This window comes from Paenochrobactrum sp. BZR 201-1, from assembly GCF_044987585.2.
GTDB lineage: Bacteria > Pseudomonadota > Alphaproteobacteria > Rhizobiales > Rhizobiaceae > Paenochrobactrum > Paenochrobactrum pullorum.
In genome coordinates this window covers 430,940-448,920 of record NZ_JBJDRZ020000005.1, presented here as the reverse complement: position 1 = coordinate 448,920, position 17,981 = coordinate 430,940, and the positions used below count along the sequence as shown (strand labels likewise).

The following is a 17,981-nucleotide window of genomic DNA, read 5'->3' as shown; positions in this document are numbered from 1 at the left end:
AGAAATAGATGTCATCCCCAAAATTCAAGCTTATCGACGTTCCTGTTACTGAGAAAAAACCACAAAGCTCAATCCATCATGATATTATACGTATTGATGATTATGCATGGCTTCGTGCGGATAACTGGCAGGAAATGTTCAAGGATCCGTCCAAGCTCGCCAATGATATCCGTGAACATCTGAATGCAGAAAATGCATATCAGCAGGTCTTGATGGAGGACACCCAAGTCCTGCAAAAGAGACTTTTTGCAGAGATGAAAGGCCGCATTAAAGAAGATGATTCATCCATACCGGTTAAAGACGGTCCTTATGCTTATGGCAGTCTTTATGAAAAAGGCGGCGAACAACCTCATATTTTCCGCACCCCACGCGAAGGCGGTGATAAAGATATTTTGCTGAATGGCGATAAAGAAGCCGCAGGCAAAGCTTATTTTCGTTTAGCATCCACCGACGCCTCCCCTGATCATAAACTGATGATTTGGGGTTATGATGATAAGGGTTCGGAATTTTACACACTTAAAGTACGTGATCTCGCCAACAAAACAGATTTTAGCGATACCATTCTAGATACTGATGGCAGCGGTGCATGGGATGCAGAAACAAACGGTTTCTTTTATGCTCGTCTCGACGAAAACCATCGTCCATCCAAACTATATTATCACCGCAACGGCACTGAACAATCTGAAGACCGCCTCATCTATGAAGAAACGGATGCCGGTTTCTTCATGAGTGTCAGCTCCAGTCCACTTAATGATTTTATCTCAATCGACATTCATGATCATGAAACGTCCGAATGCTGGTTGATCCCGACCAATCAGCCTGACGCAAAACCACAATTAGTAGCTGAGCGCCAAACCGGCATTGAATATGATCTGGCCTCGGGTGGCGATGTTTTTTACATCCTGACCAATATTGACGGTGCCAAAGATTTTAAAATAATGACCGCGCCAACTCATGCACCGCAGCGCGAAAACTGGAAAGATCTGGTGCCGGAAAAGCCGGGCACACTCATTCTGGCGCATGGTGTATATAAGGATCATCTGGTTTGGCTTGAACGTAATAATGGTCTGCCTGTCATCATGATTCATGAGCGTAAAACCGGCGAACAACATGCGATAAGCTTTGACGAGGAAGCCTATTCTCTCGGTTTGCAAGGCAGTGCGGAATATGACACCGATACTATCCGCTTTTCTTATTCTTCCATGACGACACCCAGCCAATTATATGAATATAATATGGTGACGCGTGAACGTAAGCTTTTAAAAACACAAGAAGTACCATCCGGTCACGACCCAAAAAACTACGTAACCAAGCGTTTAATGGTGCCTGCGCGTGATGGCGAGCTGGTTCCAGTTTCTATCGTTTATCATAAAGACACAGCGCTTGATGGCACCGCCCCTTGCCTGCTTTACGGTTATGGTTCTTACGGCATCACCATTCCGGCAAGCTTCAACACCAATTGTCTGTCACTGGTCAATCGTGGCTTCGTTTATGCGATTGCACATATTCGCGGAGGTAAAGACAAAGGCTTTGCGTGGTATGAAAACGGTAAACGTGCGCACAAAACCAATACATTTTATGATTTCATCGATGCAGCGCGCTATCTGGCAAAGCAAAAATTCACCAGTGCAGACAGAATGGTTGCTCATGGCGGATCTGCAGGCGGCATGTTGATGGGAGCCATTGCCAATATGGCGCCGGACGCTTTTGGTGCAATTATTGCCGAAGTTCCTTTTGTTGATGTGCTCAATACCATGCTGGATGACACTTTGCCGCTTACCCCGCCAGAATGGCCGGAATGGGGTAATCCACTGGCGAGCACAGCCGACTATAAAACCATTGCGGCTTATTCGCCATATGACAATGTTGCGGCCCAAAATTATCCGCCAATTCTGGCTGTCGCAGGCCTGACTGACCCTCGTGTGACCTATTGGGAACCTGCTAAATGGGTGGCACGTCTTCGGGAAGTAAAGACCGACACTAATCCGGTTTTATTGCGCACCAATATGGACGCCGGCCATGCCGGTGCCTCAGGTCGTTTCTCCAGACTGGAAGAGGTCGCTTATTCTTATGCTTTTGCACTCAAATGCGCAGACAAGCTGGACACGGAACTATTGGCAGCCAATTAGCGTTTTCAATAGTCAAGATGATGACCGGTCAGTATAATCTGGCCGGTTAGCTGCTCTTAGGGAGATTATTCATGAGAATAAAACACCATGCTCATGCATTGATAGGCGCCACAGTCTTGCTAAGCTTGACGGCGGCTCCTATCCAGATCAGTGAAGCACAGTCGGCCGTACGCAAAGATGTCAGTGAATATGCTGGAAAACGATGCAATACACCGCCAAAGGGCAGCGGGGCAATTGTTGGCATATTCTATGGATACGCTGACCGCACGCCTTCCGACGACAGAAACGTTATGGTCAATCAGTATCGTTGCTTTCAAACCATGAGTGAGTGTCAAGGCTGGCTCTATACGATGAACAGCAAATATCTAGCCACCAGCCTTGGACGAAGCGCGCGTTGTTTTATCCGTTAATCAATCTTATTTTGACGGATAACCATTTTCATGCGCGGGTATTGTCTTCAAGTAAGCAGCAATTGCTTCACGGTCACTGGCGGGCAATTTTGCCATATTCTCAACGACGCTTGTCATTGAACCACCGAGCGAGTCAAAATCAGGCGTAAAACCACTTTCCAGCGAATAAGCAATATCGCCGGCACTCCAACTTCCGATGCCACCCTTGCCGCCGGTAATATTAGGCACAATGCCAGCTTGCCCGTTGGAACCAATTTCAGCAGAAACCGCGCCAGCCATCCACTGCTCAGTTTTCAAACCACCAATAATGCCGCGCGGTGTATGGCATTCTGCACAATGACCAAGGCTTTCAGTCAAATAACGGCCACGCTTCAATTGATCAGAAGCATCATCAGCCAAGGCAATCACTGGCTGGTCAGAAAGATAAAGTTGTTTCCATAAACCCAAACCACGGCGGATATTAAACGGAAAACTCAATTTATGATCAGCTGCCACATAATCACTTTTTGGCAGTGTTTTCATAAATGCAAAGAGATCAGCCACATCTTGCGGCTGCATTTTTGCATAAGATGTATAAGGAAATGATGGGTATAAGTGGGTGCCATCGGGACCGACACCCTTCATCATAGCATTAAAAAACTGTTGCTGTGTCCAGTTTCCAATGCCTTTTTCAGAGGGCGAAATATTCGGTGCCACAAAGGTGCCGAAGGGCGAGACCAATTCATGTCCGCCGGTCAAAACCAGTTTATCATCACCTTTGGCTCCTGGAGAGGCATGGCAAGAAACGCAACCACCGGCGTTAAAAACCAATTCACCATTTGCCAAATCAGGCTTTTTCAAGGATGCGATAACTTTCGCATCAACAGTCTCTGGGGCAGTCAAAACCCAAAAAGCAGATGCAGCGGCAATAACGCCAAGCACACCGGTGTAAATAATTTTACGCATTTCAACCGCCCCTTAGTTCCAAACTGTTATTTCTTGACGCGATAGAGTTCGTGGCAAGCCTTACAGTTGGCTGCAACCTGCTGGAATACCGGCTTCAACTGATCCAAATCCTGCGGATCTGCAGCTGCCGATTGAGCTGCATCTTCACGGAATTTGTTCACATGAGCTGTGAAATCTTCCATATTCTGCCAGATTGCAGGCGCAGCCTCCGTGTCTCCCTTATCAGTACCTTCAGGGAACAATGCAACCGGATCAAATTTGTCAGCAGACAGCTGAATATTTTTCAAGGCTTCAATGGCAGACGCATTATTAAAAGGCACTTCGCCTTTCATCATTGCGCCCATCACACCAACCGACTTACCGATATCTTTCATAATCGCTTTGCGATCTTCAATCACATCAGCCTGTGCAATCGTGCTGAACAGCGCCAATGCAGTCGAGATCATTAAAAACTTGCGCATGAAGTACCTCCAAAAAGATAATGTGCAATCAATGCAAAAAACATCTGACCCAAATCAGACAAGACAGTTCAATTTCTCTTTATAAGAGACTTATGTCCGAATTTTGAAGACGATTGGTAAAAAATTGTGCATAAATAGTGAACAATATTGTCGCACAAAAAAAGCCCTCACCATAAAATGATGAGGGCTTTTTTCAAATTATCCAAGCCAGGCGCTGGCAACGAAAGTTATCAGGTACCAGCTTAAAGCATAAAAGAATTATGCCTGTTCGTACATTTCCAGGACATAATCCCAGTTGATCAGGCTATCAACAAAGGCTTCCATATATTTAGGACGTGCATTGCGATAGTCGATGTAATAGGAATGCTCCCAGACATCCACGCCAAGAATTGGCTTTGCGCCATGAACCAGCGGATTTTCGCCATTGGCTGTCTTGGAGATTTCAAGTTTGCCGTCTTTAACCGACAACCAAGCCCAGCCGGAACCGAACTGGCCAACGCCAGCTGCGATAAAATCTTCACGGAACTTGTCGTAGCCGCCCAGATCTGCATCAATTGCTTTTAGAAGTGCAGCAGGAAGCTTCTTGCCACCACCATCTTTTTTCATCCATTTCCAGAAATGGATGTGGTTGTAATGCTGACCGGCATTGTTAAAGAGACCCTGATTTTTGCCAAAGCTTTCTTTAACGATTTCTTCCAGACTTTTGCCTTCAAGACCGGAACCTTCGAGCAGCTTGTTACCATTGGTTACATAAGCCTGATGGTGCTTGTCATGGTGAAACTCAAGGGTTTCACGCGACATGAACGGAGCCAATGCATCATAATCATACGGCAGTTCTGGTAATTCAAAAGCCATTTGGAACTCTCCTCTTTCTTCAATTGAATTGGGATCATTGAATGAACCCGCAAACTAACCCTCATTACATAGTCCCCTGATTGAAAACTCGCAATGGGGAACGCTCATAATTTTGCAAGAAAATTATTGGAAAATTAAAATCATGTTTGGCTTTCTCATGTTCTACACACTCTATCATAGTAATTTGCCCCATCATTGAGAGCCTCAAATTTGATTCTAACACCATGAAGTAACAACCACTCAACAGCCGTTTTGGTTGCAAAAAAGATCAAGATATTTTCCCAAGCAGGATGTTTTTGAAAAAACAGGAGACGAAATCGTCGTTTTCGCTTTTAACTGAAGCATTTCTTCTCTAGTTAGCTTCAAAGTTGCAATTCATTAACCTTAATCGCTTTAATCTGCCCTTCCCCTTCACAGATCTGGTTTTCACATGTCTGCATATCTTTCGCGTCGTTCTTTTCTGACTGCACTGGGCGCAACTGCCGCAGCAAGCCTTGCCGGCTGCGCCCAGCTCAGTAAAAATATTCCTATTATTGATGTTGATAATTTTGGCCGTCCGGTCGGAGCTCCCAAAGCCAATATCGACTCCTATAATGGCAGCTACACATCCATGTATGCAGCTGTGCAGGACGAAGGCTATTCGTTGCCTGCCATTCCTATCCAGAAAATGGATAAGAAATATCTGAGACAGGCGGTCAACGACCCAACCGGCGAACGTCCGGGGACCATTGTTGTCGATACCGCCAACCGCTTCCTCTATCTTGTGATGGAGAATGGTCAAGCTCTTCGTTACGGGGTTGGTATTGGTAAAGACGGATTTGCCTGGTCCGGCCGCGCTGTCATCCAGTGGAAACGTAAATGGCCAAGATGGACACCACCGGATGAAATGATTGCCCGTCAGCCACATCTGGAAAAATACAGTGCGCGTAACGGCGGCATGGAACCTGGCCTTAATAACCCGCTTGGCGCCCGTGCACTTTACATTTTCAAAGACGGTAAAGACACACTCTACCGTCTGCATGGCAACCCTGAATGGTGGTCAATCGGCAAGGCTGTCTCATCTGGCTGCGTACGCATGCTCAATCAGGATGTAATGGATCTTTATGATCGCGTGCCAAACAAAACACCAATTTTGGTCATGTAATATAAAAAACACCCGAGACGGGAAACCGGTCTCGGGTGTTTTCATTTATTAAAAAAGCAAAGTCATCAGCGTTTAAAATTGCGCAAAATGCCCCGCACCAGTGCGTTGCCAAGCGATGAGCCAACAGAACGTACAACCGATTTCATCGCAGTTTCTGCAACCGTTTGACGACCACTCGTCTTCTTGGTGCCAAGAGCTGTACCGACCAGATCACCCCAGATGCCACCACTTTCCGGCTCAGGTTTTGACTTTTCCTGCGCCTGAGCGATTTCCATTACCTTCTTTTGCAAAATTTCAAAGGCAGATTCACGGTCAATCGCCTGATCATATTGGCCAGCCACAGGGCTTACCGCAATAATCTGCGCTCGTTCTTCCGGTGTCAACGGCCCAATACGCGATGAAGGCGGACGCATCAATGTGCGCTGCACCATCGAAGGAATGCCTTTTTCCTGCAAGGTTGAAACCAGAGCCTCACCGGTTGAAAGATTGGTGATGGCTTCAAAGGTCTGGAAATCCGGATTGGGACGGAATGTATCGGCTGCGGTTTTGACGGCTGCAGTTTCACGCGGTGTATAAGCGCGCAAAGCATGCTGCACACGATTACCCAATTGCGCCAGCACCGATTCCGGCACATCAAGCGGGTTCTGCGACACAAAATAAATGCCGACACCTTTGGAGCGGATAAGGCGAACTACCTGCTCGATGCGGGTCAGCAATGCTTTTGGAGCTTCATTAAACAGCAGATGCGCTTCATCAAAGAAAAACACTAAACGCGGCTTTTCCGGATCACCCACTTCCGGCAATTGCTCGAACAGCTCGGACATCAACCAGAGCAAAAATGTGGAATAAAGACGCGGATTGTTCATCAGTTTATCTGCAGCCAAAACACTGACCACACCGCGACCATCTGTGTTGGTGCGCATAATGTCTGCAATACGGAGCGCCGGTTCACCAAAAAATTTGGTGCCACCCTGCTGTTCCAGCACTAAAAGCGAGCGCTGGATAGCCCCGACAGAAGCTTTATTGACATTGCCATAACGTGCGCTCAGTTCTTCCGAACGCGTGACCATGTGCGCGAGCAATGCTTGCAGGTCTTTCAAATCAAGCAGCAACAAGCCTTCCTCATCGGACAAACGGAAGGCAATATTCAAAACACCTTCCTGTGCGTCGGTTAAGTTCATCAGACGTGACAGCAGTAATGGTCCCATTTCGGCAATAGTGGCACGGATCGGATGCCCCTGCTCGCCAAATATATCCCAGAAAATAACTGGCGAAGCCCTCAACTCATAAGGATCAAGATGCACTTCTTGCGCACGTTTGGTTAAGCCTTCTTTGGCCTGACCAACCGCAGCAATACCGGAAAGATCGCCTTTAATATCGGCACAAAAAACCGGCACACCTGCCGCGGAAAAACCTTCTGCAAGCACCTGCAGACTAACCGTCTTGCCCGTACCTGTCGCACCGGTCACGATACCATGACGATTACCATATTTAAGCGCAAGCACTTCTGCATGCTGGTATGAATCATCCGGTTTACGGCTAGCGCCTAAAAAAATCGCATTATCGCCAGTCATAGGCTGTCGGCTCCTTTAATCTTATGCGCACAAGTCTATCGGGTTCGTGGATTTTCTTCAACGCTTTGCATATACCTTAAGGCGCGCGATAAAAATAATCAGCAACACTCAAGCTTCAACACGAACATTAACCTGCAAAGCCCTGCCAGCGCCCCACCCGGCATAAGCCCCACCAATACCGATTGCCATCAACAATACGCCGCTCCAAATGAAACTACCAGTGAGTGAATGGATCATCCCCATCAGCAATGGGCCGAATGCTGCCATTGAATATCCGACACATTGTGCCATGCCGGAAAGATGCGCAGCAATGAACGCATCTTTTGAACGAAGCACAATCATAATCATTGCAGCTGCGATTAAACCACCTTGTCCAATACCTTGAATGACCGCCCATCCCCAAGCGCCGGACAAAGGCGCATAAAGCAGCCCCAACAAACCGGCGACAGCACAAACATAGAGCAAAACATTGAGTAGGCTTTGCGTTTTAAACCGCATCGCAAGTGAGGGAATGAGTAAACAAGCCACCACTTGCGCCATAATGGAAATTGAAACAATCAGTCCTGCCGCTTCACCGCTCAAGCCGCGTTCACGCAAGATCGGAGACATCCAGCCAAACACGATGTAAGCCAATGCCGATTGCAATCCCATGAAGAAGGTGACCTGCCATGCCAATTTATCCCGCCACAGCCCTGTCACCCGTATATGACTACCGCGACTATGATGATTATTTCGAAAAGATTGCGGCAACCAGATCAACAAGACCAACAAGGCCGGCAGTCCCCAGAAAGCCAGTGCCCACTGCCATGAACCATTGAGCAGATTTTTAACCGGCACAGTCATACCAGCAGCAGCTGCTGCCCCGCCGCACAAAGCCATTGTATAAAGCCCTGTCATGATGGCGGCTTGATCGGGAAAATCACGTTTGACCACACCGGGCAGAAGAACATTGCCCACCGCAATACAGGCACCAGCCAATGCACTGCCCATGAATAGAAACGGCAAGGTTCCAAGCCCGCGCATCAAGGTGGCAATGAACAGAAAAAACATCACCAGAAACAATGTTTTCTCCACACCGATTTGCTGCGCCAATCTAGGGGCAAGCGGTGCAAAAACGCCCAAACATAAAACCGGTAATGTGGTGAGCAATCCGGCAGTAAAAGTCGACATGCCCGTTGTGGCAACAATTTCAGGCAAGAGAGCAGAAAAACTGGAAAAAACCGGCCGCAGATTAAAAGCAATCAGTACAAGACTAAGCCCAAGCAAAATACGAGCTGTTTTTTTAACGGCTATGCTGGTGACTGATTGCTGCCGATGCAACATGGTGAGTGCCTTTTTGAAAAAAATGCCGCAGAGAATCATAAATAATAAAGATAAGACTAACAGCTTCACGATATGAATACTGCTTTTGAACTTTTAGTGTTTCAAAGCTAAGGCACAGGCATTTAAACTGGCATTATTGTGCATGCACTGGAATAATTGCAGCATTTACGAAATGATTCATTCAGGACGCTTTATGATTAAATTTTACACACTGGTTGGCGATCATCTGGAAAATTGTGAACTGGCCAATGGTGAACGTCTTCCGGATAATATCATCTGGATTGATCTCATTTCCCCAGGCGTCAATGAAGATAAAATCGTCGAACACCTGACCGGCATTTCCATCCCAACCCATGCTGATATGGCCGAAATTGAGGAATCCAACCGCTTCTACACAGAAAACGGCGCGCAATATCTGACAGCGCCGATTTTGCATACCGTCAATCAGGATCACCGCGAACTGGCACCCGTCACCTTTATCATCCATCAGAAAATACTGATTACGGTGCGCTATTCCGATCCCAAATCCATCAACACTTATCTTTCTCGTGCGATGAAGCCAGCCAATGGACTGATTACCGCAAAAGCCAACGGCCATGCTGTCATGCTTGGCATTCTGGAAGCGACCACCAACCGTTTGGCCGATATTCTGGAAAGTGTATCCGGCAAGATTGATGCCGCTTCACACTCTATCTATCGCCGCCCAAGTGATGTGCGCCCTATGTCCACTGCTGATTTCCGGCATATTCTGACCCAAATCGGAGCGCAAGGATCGTTTCTGTCGCGCGTGCGTGAAAGCTTGGCAGGGCTTGGCCGCCTGCTGGTTTATCTGACCGCTAATCTGTCCGACACGACAGGCAAAAAAGACAGCCGTGCGCAAATCAAATCGCTGGAACGCGACGTGCAATCACTAACCAATTATGTGGACTTCCTGTCCAACAAAGTGACTTTCCTGCTCGACACCATTGTCGGCCTGATTTCGATTGAGCAAAATGCGATTATCAAGATTTTCTCGGTCGCGGCTGTCGGCTTCATGCCGCCAACACTGGTTGCATCCATTTACGGGATGAATTTCAGCTTCATGCCTGAATTGAATTCACCTTGGGGCTATCCGATGGCCTTGGGCTTTATGGTCGCTTCCGCGCTCATCCCGCTTTATTTTTTCCGCCGTAAAGGCTGGCTGTAAGCCATAAAATCAGAGCGGGCTTGCTATAAACCCGCTCTGATATTTTTATTAAATGATATTTGCAGCACTGATCAGTTCAGTCGGTCGTACATAACCCAAAGAAATACCATTCCAGTTTTTCAGTTCCTTGTTTGCCATTGCAGAAAGCTTTTCAGATAAGTCCTGATCTTTGGCAAACAAACGTGACAGCAGCGAAATTACCATTGCTTCCGATGCACGTGTGCCGCCATCATCGCATTTCAGTGTGAAGCCAATGCCGAGCTCTGGCACAGCACCACAGAATACAGCTTCCGCACCAGTTTTGACAAAAATACGTCCCGGTGCCAGTTGCATCAATTCGGTGCAAGCACGTTTACTGCCCGCCACATAAAATGGCTCGGCCATACAGGCATCTACTAAGCGTTTCGCAGCCTTAGCGCGCTGCGGTTCAAGCCCGTTGCCTGTTGCCATTTTAGCAAAGCCATGCGCCAGATCAGACAAAGGAATGGCGTAAGTCGGGATCGAACAACCATCCGTGCCACAATGATCAAGGCTGTGTTTCGCACCGGTGACGGACTGCATCACATCGCGCACAGCATTTTGAATTTCAGACCCTTGCGCCACATAGCCCTTGATTTGCATGCCGCAATGCATGCAAGTGGCCAAAAAGCCCGCATGTTTGCCGGAGCAGTTATTGTGTAAAGCGGTTGGCTCTTTGCCGGATTTTGCCAACTCAATCAGCACCGGCTGCTGGCTTGGCCAATGACTGCCACACTCCAAGGCTGATGCATCAAGACCAGATTTTTTCAGCATCAATTCAGCACGTGCCACATGTTCCGGTTCGCCGGAATGGGAGGCACAGGCCATTGCAAGATCGGCATCTTCAAAGCCGAAAGCATCGGCTGCGCCCGATTCCACCAGCGGCAACGCCTGAATGGATTTAATCGCCGAACGCGGAAAAGTCAGACGCTCGACATCACCAATCGAAAACACCTGACGGCCATCGCCATCAAATATCGACATGGCACCACGATGGCGGCTTTCAACAACATTGCCCCGTGTCACTTCAACCAGAACCGGATTGTTTACCATAGCCTGATCTCACTCCTGTAACTGCAAAAGATCTTATGCCGCTCATACGCTTTAATAAAACAAAAAGCACCTCTTAGATTATGGGAGACGGAGTTGTGCGCCATAAAATGCGCTTGGATTTTTTATTGATTGATCAGTCAATCAAAACTATATTAGCTTTAAGTAAGGTTTTGATGACAGGAAATATGATGCCTAAAATCGGAATGGAACAACAACGCAAAAGCGATCTGATCAGTGCTGCTATCCGCACGATCGGCGAACGCGGCTCGCTTGATGTAACCGTTGCGCAAATTGCAAAACAAGCAGGTGTATCATCGGCGCTGGCGCACCATTATTTCGGCAGTAAAGAACATCTGATCCTTGAGACTATGCGCCATTTGCTGCGCGAATTGCATATATTAAGCGCCAATGGCTTGCGCCAAGCCGACAGCCCGCGTTCGCGCTTATCAGCAATTATCGAGGTGAATTTTTCACCATCCCAGTTCAGCCCCAGCACGATTGCGGCATGGCTGACATTTTACGTTCATGCACAGCGCTCAGGCGATATGCGACGGCTGCTGAATATTTATGCAAGCCGTCTGCACTCCAATCTGATGCATGATTTAACCGCTCTGACATCGCGTGACCAAGCGCACCACATCGCTAAAGGCGCTGGTGCTCTGATCGACGGCCTTTATATCCGTCATGCCCTTGGTACCAACAAATCCGATGCAGAAAGAGCGACAACTGCAACCATGCTGGTTGAAGATTACATCAGCAGCCAGCTTTTGGTTAAAACAACAGGTTGTTAAATTTTATGTCCGCAAATTTAGAAGCAGATTTCGTCATTATCGGCTCTGGTTCCTCAGGTTCCGCATTGGCTTACCGCTTGTCTGAAGACGGCAAACATAGTGTGATTATTATTGAGGCGGGTGGCGCTGATTTCGGCCCTCTCATCCAGATGCCTGCTGCCCTTTCTTTTCCGATGAATATGGCGACCTATGACTGGCGCTTTTCCACCGAGCCGGAGCCCTATTTAAACGGACGGCAGCTCGTCACCCCACGCGGCAAAGTGATCGGTGGCTCCTCTTCCATCAACGGAATGGTTTATGTGCGCGGCCATGCTCGTGATTTTGACCATTGGGGGACAAGTGGTGCACAAGGTTGGTCTTATGCCGATGTGCTGCCCTATTTCCAAAAGATGGAACAAGTTGCCTTTAATGATAAAGATGGTTGGCGGGGCAAAAAAGGCCCCCTTCATGTGCAGCGCGGGAAAAGCCGCAATCCGCTTTATCAAGCCTTTATTCAAGCAGGCCATCAAGCGGGCTTTGAACTGACAGATGATTATAATGGCGAGAAGCAAGAAGGTTTCGGCCAGATGGAACAAACCATCCATCAGGGTCGGCGCTGGTCTGCCGCCAATGCTTATTTGAAACCAGCGTTGAAACGTAAAAACGTCACCTTGGTCAAAGGCTTGGCCCATAAAGTTGTCATTGAGAATCAACGCGCCACTGGCGTCGAGATCGAAAACGGCAATTCAGTCCGCACCATCCGCGCCAGACGCGAAGTGATTATTGCTGCATCTTCCATCAACTCACCCAAGCTGCTGATGCTTTCCGGTATCGGTCCGGCTGAGCATTTGGCCGAGTTCAACATTCCGGTTGTTGCTGATCGGCAAGGTGTCGGTCAAAATCTACAAGACCATATGGAGCTTTATATCCAGCAATCTTGCAGGCAACCGATTACGCTTCACTCCAAGCTTAATTTGTTTTCAAAAGCCATGATCGGCGCTCAATGGTTGCTTTTCAAATCCGGTGATGGTGCCAGCAACCATTTTGAAAGTGCTGCCTTTTTGCGCTCGAAAGCCGGTATAGACTATCCTGATATTCAATATCATTTTCTTCCGGCAGCGATCCGCTATGACGGCAAAGCTGCAGCCGAAGGCCACGGCTTTCAGGCGCATGTCGGGCCGATGCGCTCCAAATCACGTGGAAGCGTTACACTTCGCTCAAGTGACCCGCGCGACAAGCCAAAAATTCAGTTTAATTATATGTCGCATCCCGATGACTGGGCAGATTTCCGCCATTGCATCCGCCTCACCCGTGAAATTTTTGGCCAGCACGCTTTTGATCCATATCGTGGCGAGGAAATTCAACCGGGCAAACATGTGCAAACGGATGATGAACTGGATGATTTCATCCGCGACCATGCCGAAAGCGCTTTCCATCCATGCGGTACTTGTAAAATGGGTGCAGTTGATGATCCAATGGCAGTGGTTGACCCTCACTGCCGTGTCATTGGCGTTGAAAACTTACGTGTCGCGGATTCGTCAATTTTTCCACGTATCACCAATGGTAATCTCAATGCCCCTTCGATCATGACCGGTGAAAAAGCCGCGGATCATATTTTGGGACGCGATATGCTGCCACGCTCCAACAAACAGCCGTGGATCAATCCACGCTGGCAAGTTTCAGACCGTTAATTTTACCAGGAGTTTCTTTGATGAAAACCCAACCTAAAGCCTCCCATTTCATTGGCGGTCAATTCGTAGAAGATCGTGACGGGCGCGAATTGAATGTCGTCTATCCGGCAACAGGCGAAGTGATTGCCAAGCTGCATAGCGCCACGCCTGCTATTATTGAACAAGCATTACAAAGTGCGGCGATAGCACAAATTGAATGGGCGGCAAAAAAGCCGGTTGAACGTGGCCGCATTTTAATACGCGCTGCGCAATTATTGCGTGAGAAAAACGAAGAACTATCAAGGCTTGAAACGCTCAATACCGGTAAAGCAATTCAGGAAACGCTGGTGGCAGATGCGGCCTCTGCCGCTGATGCATTAGAGTTTTTAGGTGGTGCGGTTGCTACTTTCAACGGCGACTTTGTAGATTTGGGTGGTTCATTTGCTTACACAAAACGTGAAGCCTTGGGCGTTTGTGTTGGTATCGGCGCATGGAATTACCCGATCCAGATTGCCACATGGAAATCCGCCCCAGCGCTTGCCATGGGTAATGCTTTCATTTTCAAACCATCCGAAAACACACCACTGACTGCTTTGGCACTGGCAGAAATTTACCATGAAGCTGGTTTGCCAGCCGGTCTTTTCAATGTGGTGCAAGGTTTTGGTGATGTGGGAGCTGCACTGATTGAGCATCCTACAACCGCAAAAGTGTCGCTCACCGGCTCGGTGCCGACAGGCCGCAAGATTATGGCGCAGGCAGGTGCCCATCTCAAACATGCAACGATGGAACTGGGCGGCAAATCTCCGCTCATCGTCTTTGATGATGCCGATATTGAAAACGCCATTGGCGGCGCGATGCTCGGCAATTTCTATTCCACCGGACAAGTTTGCTCCAACGGCACCCGCGTTTTTGTTCATAAAAATATCCATGACAAATTTGTCAGCCGTCTGATTGAACGCACTAGCAAAATCAAAATCGGTGATCCATTGGATGAAACAACCCAGATGGGGCCGCTTGTCAGCCGCGCGCAATTAGACCGTGTTTTGTCTTTCATTGAACAAGGCAGAGCAGAAGGCGCAAAACTCGTGCATGGTGGCGATGTGGCCAACGTCACCGGTTTTGAAAATGGATTTTTCATTCAGCCAACCATCTTCACTGATGTGCAAGACAATATGACCATCGCGCAGGAAGAAATTTTTGGTCCTGTCATGAGCATTTTGTCTTTTGAAGATGAAGAAGATGTGATTACCCGCGCCAATGCTTCAGAATTTGGTTTGGCTGCTGGTGTTTTCACCCAAAATCTGGCGCGCGGCCACCGTGTGATCGGCAAATTGAAAGCCGGTACCTGCTGGATCAATGCCTATAATCTGACACCGGTTGAAGTGCCGTTTGGCGGCTATAAAAACTCCGGTATCGGCCGTGAAAACGGTCTGGCGGCGCTTGAGCATTACAGCCAGATCAAAACTGTCTATGTCGAAGCCGGTGATGTCGACAGCCCATATTAAATTATCAAGGGAATCGCTTGGCGATTCCCTTGATGCTGGGCCGCGAATACTGGTGTTTTTTTAAATTACACTGGTCTCGCGGCTTATTTCTTGCGGCATTTGCGCCATTTAATCGATTCTATTCAAGCAGAGGCTCATTTTATCGTGGAACGAGCGGCTACGATCACATAAGCAAAAGGCGCATTGTTACTTGGCATCATAAGTAACCAGCATCAGGCGCATCCGGAGCGAATGTAGGAGGTCGTTATGGCTAAATGGGTATATAATTTCGGCGATGGAAAAGCAGAAGGCGCGGCAAGTGACCGTGAACTGCTCGGGGGTAAAGGAGCGAATTTGGCTGAAATGTGCAGCCTTGGCTTGCCGGTTCCTCCAGGTTTTACCATCACGACCGAAGTTTGCACCTATTATTACGCGCATGACCGCAGCTATCCGCCTGAGCTGGAACAGCAAATTCAAGATTCCTTGGCGGAAGTAGCAAGAATTACCGGTCGCCGTTTTGGTGATATGGACAAGCCACTGCTGGTTTCTGTGCGCTCCGGCTCACGTGCTTCCATGCCTGGTATGATGGATACGGTTCTTAATCTTGGTCTCAATGATCAAACTGTTGAAGCTATTGCCCGTGAAGCCAATGATGCCCGTTTTGCCTATGACAGCTATCGCCGCTTCATCCAGATGTATTCTGATGTTGTTTTGGGCGTCGATCACGCATTCTTTGAAGAAATTCTCGAAGATAAAAAAGCAAGCCTCGGCACCGAAGTCGATACGGACTTGACCGCTGATGACTGGAAAGATGTCATCGCCAAATATAAAGCTACCGTTGAGGAAGAGCTGGGCGAACCTTTCCCGCAGGATCCGAAACAGCAGCTTTCCGGCGCCGTTGGTGCGGTTTTCTCCAGCTGGATGAATGCCCGCGCCATCACCTATCGCCGCCTGCATTCCATTCCGGAAAGCTGGGGTACCGCTGTCAACGTACAGGCTATGGTGTTCGGCAATATGGGTGACAGCTCCGCCACCGGCGTTGCCTTTACCCGCAACCCTTCAACCGGTGAAAAGAAGCTCTATGGCGAGTTTCTCGTCAATGCTCAGGGTGAAGATGTGGTTGCCGGTATCCGCACACCACAAAATATTACCGAAGAAGCCCGCATTGCCGCCGGTTCCGACAAGCCATCGCTTGAAAAGGTTATGCCGGAAGCTTTTGCCGATTTTATCGCCGTCGCCGACAAACTGGAACAGCATTACCGCGACATGCAGGATCTGGAATTCACCATCGAGCGTGGCAAATTGTGGATGCTGCAAACCCGCTCCGGCAAGCGCACCGCCAAAGCAGCACTTAAAATGGCGGTGGAAATGGCGGACGAAGGTTTGATCACGCAGAGTGAAGCAGTGATGCGTATTGAACCGGCATCACTTGATCAGCTTTTGCATCCAACCATTGACCCGAAAGCCGCCCGTCATGTTATCGGCGCGGGTCTTCCGGCCTCTCCAGGTGCCGCAACCGGGGAAATCGTATTCTCGTCCGAAGATGCAGAACAGGCTAAGGCCGAAGGCCGCAAAGTCATTCTAGTACGCATTGAAACCAGCCCGGAAGATATTCACGGCATGCATGCCGCAGAAGGCATTCTGACAACGCGCGGCGGCATGACAAGCCACGCGGCTGTGGTTGCCCGCGGCATGGGCAAGCCATGCGTATCGGGTGCAGGCTCAGTGCGTGTGGACTACCGCAACGCCACCATGCTTGCCGCAGGCCAGACCTTCAAAAAAGGCGACATCATCACCATTGATGGTGCCAGCGGCCAGATTTTAAAAGGTTCGGTTGCGATGCTTCAGCCGGAACTTTCCGGCGACTTTGGCCAGTTGATGGAATGGGCTGACAAAACCCGCCGCATGAAAGTGCGCGCCAATGCCGAAACACCGGCAGATGCCCGCACCGCCCGTTCTTTTGGCGCCGAAGGTATCGGGCTTTGCCGCACCGAGCATATGTTCTTTGAAGGCGAACGTATTCTTGCCATGCGCGAGATGATCCTTTCCAATGATGAAGAAGGCCGCCGCAAAGCCTTGGCAAAACTTCTGCCGATGCAACGCGCCGACTTTGCCGAAATTTTTGAAATCATGAAGGGTTTGCCGGTCACCATCCGTTTGCTTGATCCGCCATTGCACGAATTCCTGCCACGTACAGACGCTGAAATTGCCGAAGTGGCAACTGCGATGGATATATCGCCGGAATTGCTGCGCGAACGCAGTGATAGCCTGCATGAATTTAACCCGATGCTTGGCCATCGCGGTTGTCGCCTTGCCATTTCCTATCCGGAAATTGCTGAAATGCAGGCGCGTGCGATTTTTGAAGCAGCTGTAGAAGCCGCCCAAAAAACCGGCGAAGCTGTTGTTCCGGAAGTGATGGTGCCGCTTGTCGGTCTCAAAGCCGAGTTGGATTTCGTCAAAGCCCGCATTGATGCCGTTGCCGCAGACGTGATGAAAGAAGCCGGCATTAAAATCGACTATATGGTTGGTACCATGATTGAACTGCCGCGTGCAGCTCTGCGTGCAGCAGACATTGCCCAGTCTGCCGAGTTTTTCTCCTTCGGCACCAACGATCTGACACAGACAACATTTGGTATTTCACGCGATGATGCAGCACCTTTCATCACCGCCTATCAGCAAAAAGGCGTGATTGAACAAGATCCGTTCGTTTCGCTTGATGTGGATGGTGTTGGTGAACTGGTGCAAATTGCAACCGAGCGCGGTCGTTCAGCACGTCCGAAAATCAAGCTTGGCATTTGTGGTGAACATGGCGGCGATCCGGCATCGATTGCATTTTGCGAAAAGACCGGCCTTGATTATGTATCCTGCTCGCCGTTCCGTGTACCGATTGCCCGTTTGGCAGCAGCACAAGCTTCGGTCAAATAAATAGATATAAAACAGCCGGATCAATTTCCGGCTG

The 17,981-nt window shown here is 48.8% G+C and carries 14 protein-coding genes; 8 read left to right on the top strand and 6 right to left on the bottom strand.

Annotated features, from left to right (window positions below; translation table 11 throughout):
• The first annotated feature begins 8 nt into the window (after positions 1 to 8).
• Entirely contained in the window at positions 9 to 2,129 is a 2,121-nt protein-coding gene (locus tag ACI0FR_RS04795) for a S9 family peptidase (protein WP_404906390.1), read from the top strand.
• Between the two features lie 71 nt (positions 2,130 to 2,200).
• A complete protein-coding gene (locus tag ACI0FR_RS04790; protein ID WP_404906392.1) occupies positions 2,201 to 2,539 on the top strand; it encodes a metallophosphoesterase in 339 nt (112 codons plus the stop codon).
• 6 nt (positions 2,540 to 2,545) lie between these two features.
• Here the strand turns inward: ACI0FR_RS04790 and ACI0FR_RS04785 are convergent, their stop codons facing one another.
• From ACI0FR_RS04785 to ACI0FR_RS04775, 3 genes are all read right to left on the bottom strand, one after another.
• Positions 2,546 to 3,484 (bottom strand): c-type cytochrome, encoded by a 939-nt coding sequence (locus tag ACI0FR_RS04785; RefSeq protein ID WP_374829948.1) that lies wholly within the window; start codon positions 3,482 to 3,484, stop codon positions 2,546 to 2,548.
• Positions 3,485 to 3,510: 26 nt separating this feature from the next.
• The gene (locus ACI0FR_RS04780) at positions 3,511 to 3,945 is read right to left on the bottom strand and encodes a c-type cytochrome (RefSeq protein WP_374829946.1); all 435 of its coding nucleotides are present in this window, start codon (positions 3,943 to 3,945) and stop codon (positions 3,511 to 3,513) included.
• Between the two features lie 258 nt (positions 3,946 to 4,203).
• Positions 4,204 to 4,800, bottom strand: coding sequence for a superoxide dismutase (locus ACI0FR_RS04775; protein WP_404906394.1), 597 nt, complete (start codon positions 4,798 to 4,800; stop codon positions 4,204 to 4,206).
• A gap of 430 nt (positions 4,801 to 5,230) precedes the next feature.
• Between ACI0FR_RS04775 and ACI0FR_RS04770 the strand changes: the two genes are divergently transcribed.
• Complete coding sequence (locus ACI0FR_RS04770; protein WP_404906395.1) at positions 5,231 to 5,944, top strand: L,D-transpeptidase; 714 nt, start codon at positions 5,231 to 5,233, stop codon at positions 5,942 to 5,944.
• Between the two features lie 65 nt (positions 5,945 to 6,009).
• On the opposite strand, the gene ACI0FR_RS04765 is transcribed toward ACI0FR_RS04770, so the two are convergent.
• Positions 6,010 to 7,518 carry a helicase HerA-like C-terminal domain-containing protein gene (locus tag ACI0FR_RS04765; protein WP_404906397.1) on the bottom strand — a complete coding sequence of 503 codons (1,509 nt, stop codon included), beginning with the start codon at positions 7,516 to 7,518 and terminating at the stop codon, positions 6,010 to 6,012.
• Between the two features lie 108 nt (positions 7,519 to 7,626).
• Positions 7,627 to 8,841, bottom strand: a complete 1,215-nt coding sequence (locus ACI0FR_RS04760) for a CynX/NimT family MFS transporter (RefSeq protein ID WP_404906398.1) — start codon at positions 8,839 to 8,841, stop codon at positions 7,627 to 7,629.
• A gap of 193 nt (positions 8,842 to 9,034) precedes the next feature.
• Between ACI0FR_RS04760 and ACI0FR_RS04755 the strand changes: the two genes are divergently transcribed.
• Entirely contained in the window at positions 9,035 to 10,027 is a 993-nt protein-coding gene (locus ACI0FR_RS04755; protein WP_374829936.1) for a magnesium transporter CorA family protein, read from the top strand.
• 48 nt (positions 10,028 to 10,075) lie between these two features.
• Here ACI0FR_RS04755 and ACI0FR_RS04750 read toward each other — a convergent pair whose 3' ends face one another.
• A complete protein-coding gene (locus ACI0FR_RS04750) occupies positions 10,076 to 11,098 on the bottom strand; it encodes an asparaginase (protein WP_404906399.1) in 1,023 nt (340 codons plus the stop codon).
• Positions 11,099 to 11,286: 188 nt separating this feature from the next.
• On the opposite strand from ACI0FR_RS04750, the gene betI reads away from it, so the two are divergent.
• From betI to ppdK, 4 genes are all read left to right on the top strand, one after another.
• Entirely contained in the window at positions 11,287 to 11,889 is a 603-nt protein-coding gene (betI, locus tag ACI0FR_RS04745; protein ID WP_404906400.1) for a choline-binding transcriptional repressor BetI, read from the top strand.
• A gap of 5 nt (positions 11,890 to 11,894) precedes the next feature.
• Positions 11,895 to 13,559 carry a choline dehydrogenase gene (betA, locus tag ACI0FR_RS04740; RefSeq protein WP_374829930.1) on the top strand — a complete coding sequence of 555 codons (1,665 nt, stop codon included), beginning with the start codon at positions 11,895 to 11,897 and terminating at the stop codon, positions 13,557 to 13,559.
• A 20-nt stretch (positions 13,560 to 13,579) separates the two neighbouring features.
• Positions 13,580 to 15,043 (top strand): betaine-aldehyde dehydrogenase, encoded by a 1,464-nt coding sequence (gene betB / locus ACI0FR_RS04735; protein ID WP_374829928.1) that lies wholly within the window; start codon positions 13,580 to 13,582, stop codon positions 15,041 to 15,043.
• A gap of 246 nt (positions 15,044 to 15,289) precedes the next feature.
• Complete coding sequence (ppdK, locus tag ACI0FR_RS04730; protein ID WP_404906401.1) at positions 15,290 to 17,947, top strand: pyruvate, phosphate dikinase; 2,658 nt, start codon at positions 15,290 to 15,292, stop codon at positions 17,945 to 17,947.
• Positions 17,948 to 17,981 lie beyond the last annotated feature (34 nt).

Excerpts from the sequence above, each read along its gene's own strand:
- ACI0FR_RS04795 (WP_404906390.1), top strand. The coding sequence starts at position 9 with ATGTCATCCCCAAAATTCAAGCTTATCGACGTTCCTGTTACTGAGAAA.
- ACI0FR_RS04790 (WP_404906392.1), top strand. The coding sequence starts at position 2,201 with ATGAGAATAAAACACCATGCTCATGCATTGATAGGCGCCACAGTCTTG.
- ACI0FR_RS04785 (WP_374829948.1), bottom strand. The coding sequence starts at position 3,484 with ATGCGTAAAATTATTTACACCGGTGTGCTTGGCGTTATTGCCGCTGCA.
- ACI0FR_RS04780 (WP_374829946.1), bottom strand. The coding sequence starts at position 3,945 with ATGCGCAAGTTTTTAATGATCTCGACTGCATTGGCGCTGTTCAGCACG.
- ACI0FR_RS04775 (WP_404906394.1), bottom strand. The coding sequence starts at position 4,800 with ATGGCTTTTGAATTACCAGAACTGCCGTATGATTATGATGCATTGGCT.
- ACI0FR_RS04770 (WP_404906395.1), top strand. The coding sequence starts at position 5,231 with ATGTCTGCATATCTTTCGCGTCGTTCTTTTCTGACTGCACTGGGCGCA.
- ACI0FR_RS04765 (WP_404906397.1), bottom strand. The coding sequence starts at position 7,518 with ATGACTGGCGATAATGCGATTTTTTTAGGCGCTAGCCGTAAACCGGAT.
- ACI0FR_RS04760 (WP_404906398.1), bottom strand. The coding sequence starts at position 8,841 with ATGTTGCATCGGCAGCAATCAGTCACCAGCATAGCCGTTAAAAAAACA.
- ACI0FR_RS04755 (WP_374829936.1), top strand. The coding sequence starts at position 9,035 with ATGATTAAATTTTACACACTGGTTGGCGATCATCTGGAAAATTGTGAA.
- ACI0FR_RS04750 (WP_404906399.1), bottom strand. The coding sequence starts at position 11,098 with ATGGTAAACAATCCGGTTCTGGTTGAAGTGACACGGGGCAATGTTGTT.
- betI (WP_404906400.1), top strand. The coding sequence starts at position 11,287 with ATGCCTAAAATCGGAATGGAACAACAACGCAAAAGCGATCTGATCAGT.
- betA (WP_374829930.1), top strand. The coding sequence starts at position 11,895 with ATGTCCGCAAATTTAGAAGCAGATTTCGTCATTATCGGCTCTGGTTCC.
- betB (WP_374829928.1), top strand. The coding sequence starts at position 13,580 with ATGAAAACCCAACCTAAAGCCTCCCATTTCATTGGCGGTCAATTCGTA.
- ppdK (WP_404906401.1), top strand. The coding sequence starts at position 15,290 with ATGGCTAAATGGGTATATAATTTCGGCGATGGAAAAGCAGAAGGCGCG.